The organism is Polyangium sp. y55x31 (assembly GCF_029946505.1).
Taxonomy (GTDB): Bacteria; Myxococcota_A; Polyangia; order Polyangiales; family Polyangiaceae; genus Polyangium.
Map to the genome: position 1 here is coordinate 1 of NZ_JARZHG010000093.1, position 2,762 is coordinate 2,762.

Sequence of the window (2,762 nt, forward strand, 5' to 3'; positions counted from 1 at the left end):
CCTGCATATGTCGTCAGCAATCAAAAATGTACCGACGACTGGACCGAGCCTCGTTCGATTGATCCTACAAAGTGGGATGTTGGAGCCGATGGACCTACTCGACGGTTTATGAGATGAGTTCTAGTCTGTCAGATCGATAACCCTGCGAATCGTCTCCCACCCTCGATCGTTTGTGGCGGTAAAGTTCTCCATTCCGGCGGGGATATGGCGAGCATTCAGGATTCCCCAGATGACGCGCTCGCGTTCATCGTGGAGGTCTGTGTAGGTGGAACTCACGAAAACTTGGTACTTCGGGCGGGGGCGCTTCATGGTGCTCAAGGGGGTGGAGAGCAGGACTATAGGAGGCCCTGCTTCTGGCTGTCCAGGTCGATCGCAGCCATCGCATCGGTTTCACACGGTCGAGGCACGGGAGCGTCCGGGCGATCCCGCCGAGGTCGAGGGCGTAGCGGAGGCCGGGGCCGCGTCGAGGGCCTCGAGCTCGGCGAGCTCGGCGCGCGCAAGGGGGTCGAGGGCCCCTCGGCGAGCCGGCCGGGCCTCGGCGGAAATCTTCCCACGACGGCGGAATCGACGGGCGGCGAGCGGCGCGAGGCTCGACGCGAGGGCCTCGCCGAGGGGTTCGGCCGAGTCGCACGTTGCCGCGGGGGTCGAAGTCGAGGCAGGCGATCCCGCGCCGGGGTCGAAACGTCTAGCGCGCTCGCGCAGCTAATCTCCAGCATCTTTGACGAGCTGGGCAATGATCTCGTTCCTCCCTACGTGCCAGTCAATGTTAGCCAAAGCTTCTTGCCACCAAGTTACGAACGACACGAGCGAATAGAGGGTTCGTAAAGCCTCGTAACTGCCTATCGGAACGCGGGTCTTGTGAGCCGCAGCGTTTCGATAGCGGATCAGGTCGTTCAGATTTGTCCGCACGATGGCGGGGAATACAGATACGTGTGTGTCGTGATCGCGAGTCTGACGCAATTGATCCTGAGCGAAAATCCGCTCAACTTTGATGGCAGTTATGACATCACGGACAACCTCTAGCGTTCGCAAACTCGATTCGGCCGCACCCGAGTCCGAGGCTTTTATTGCGGCATTTACTTTACCGTACAGCGAGTCCAGATCAGCAGGCTTGGCGGGCTCCTTTTTAAATAGTGAGCGCACTTCCGAGTGCAGGTGATCGTAAAGTTGGCCGAGGGTTTTCCCGCGCGGAGGAACATCTCGGAGTAGGGTTTCGTACACCTGCGTGAGATAGTCCTCTGCAATAAGACCAAGGGCATTGACCGTGCTTTCGAACCGTTCGGCAGAGTACTCCGAAAAGGCACGTTCAAAATGTGGGTTCAGGCGGGGATCCGAACTGATCGTGCTATGTGTAGCCTTCACGATATCAAAGTAGGGCTCAAAGACCTCCTCTTCTGGGGAGAAAACGGGGCGCAGGGTGGGAGACGAAATCTTTCCAGTTAACTCCAAGAACTTCCGTAGCTGCTCCAGCGGCTTGGATGATAATGCAATACACTTGATCGTCTTGCCCTCGCCCGGAGGATCCATCAGTATAAATGAAGACCCTTGCACCGTGGTCGGTCGGTGTGCCCGGACCCATCCGTGGAATTCTGGGTAGTTGATTTGGCTTGAGAAGAACTCAAGTGCTTCCGCGAAGGCGGGAGGTATCTTGTCAGCCTTGATGGCTGCGAGGATGAGAAGCGTATCGCTTGACAAGGCGGCGTCGCCCACATTCGCCGTCCCGCTCTGCGTATCATTTAGGTATCTAAACAACTCGAAGAGGAACGAGATCCTATTTGCGATGATAGCTCTTGTCTGAGCCGTATTAAGCTCATCGATCGGGGCCGAATGGTTCTGCTTGCCGATTTGATAAGCCACCTGCTCGCCAGTACCGAACCGTGCCGAAATCTGGTCCCAGACTACTTTGCTTACCCCAGCGTCACTCTCCCACTTGGCGACAAGCCGCCATATACCCGATCGAGTCGGATTCTTCAGGTACGCGCGCGCCGCCACAGCATCATTAGGGTGGAGTTCAACCTCGGGGCCGCGAGACGGAAACTGTGTTTCCCAGGAGTTCGACTGCTGCGCAAGCCGCACAGTCTCCAGCAACTCCTTGTTTGAGAGGTCGGAAAGCTTCTGCGTTGCGAAAAGCCGTTTTGCCATTGGTGTGCTTTCTTTGTTAGAGGAGCCTTTTCTCATATTTGGCGGCGTCGTGCAAGCTGGCCGAGCCGCACGTTGCGGCGGGGGTCGAGGTCGAGGCGGGTGATCGCGGCGAGGTCGAGGGCGACGGCGAGGCGGGGCGGCGTCGAGGGGCGCGAGCTCGGCGCGCGTAAGGGGTCGAGGGCCCCTCGGCGGGCCGGCCGGCCCTCGGCGAAAATCTTCCTCGGGGTCGAGGCGCCCCGACCGCGCTCGACGTCGTATTTCCGCCACCCCCGCATCCGGGGGGGTCAGAGTGGCGGAAACCAAGGCGGCGGAAACACGTCGCGGCGTGCTGCTCGGCGAGCGTCGCGAGGCTCGACGCGAGGGCCTCGCCGAGGGGTTCGGCGGAGTCGCACGTTGCCGCGGAGGCCGACGTCGAGGCGGGTGATCGCGGCGAGGTCGAGGGCGATGGCGAGGCCGGGCGGCGTCGAGGGGCGCGTGCTCGGCGCGCGTAAGAGGTCGAGGGCCCCTCGGCGGGCCGGCCGGCCCTCGGCGAAAATCTTCCTCGGGGTCGAGGCGCCCCGACCGCGCTCGACGTCGTATTTCCGCCACCCCCGCATCCGGGGGGGTCAGAGTGGCGGAAA

At 60.9% G+C, this 2,762-nt stretch carries 2 protein-coding genes; both read right to left on the reverse strand.

Annotation, left to right across the window (positions count from 1 at the left end):
* Positions 1 to 120 precede the first annotated feature (120 nt).
* Positions 121 to 309 (reverse strand): DUF4062 domain-containing protein, encoded by a 189-nt coding sequence (locus QHF84_RS50370; protein ID WP_348652950.1) that lies wholly within the window; start codon positions 307 to 309, stop codon positions 121 to 123.
* A 393-nt stretch (positions 310 to 702) separates the two neighbouring features.
* A complete protein-coding gene (locus QHF84_RS50120) occupies positions 703 to 2,142 on the reverse strand; it encodes a hypothetical protein (protein WP_281320788.1) in 1,440 nt (479 codons plus the stop codon).
* Positions 2,143 to 2,762: the final 620 nt, after the last annotated feature.

Coding starts and splice junctions, on each gene's coding strand:
- QHF84_RS50120 (WP_281320788.1), bottom strand. CDS start 2,142: ATGGCAAAACGGCTTTTCGCAACGCAGAAGCTTTCCGACCTCTCAAAC.
- QHF84_RS50370 (WP_348652950.1), bottom strand. CDS start 309: ATGAAGCGCCCCCGCCCGAAGTACCAAGTTTTCGTGAGTTCCACCTAC.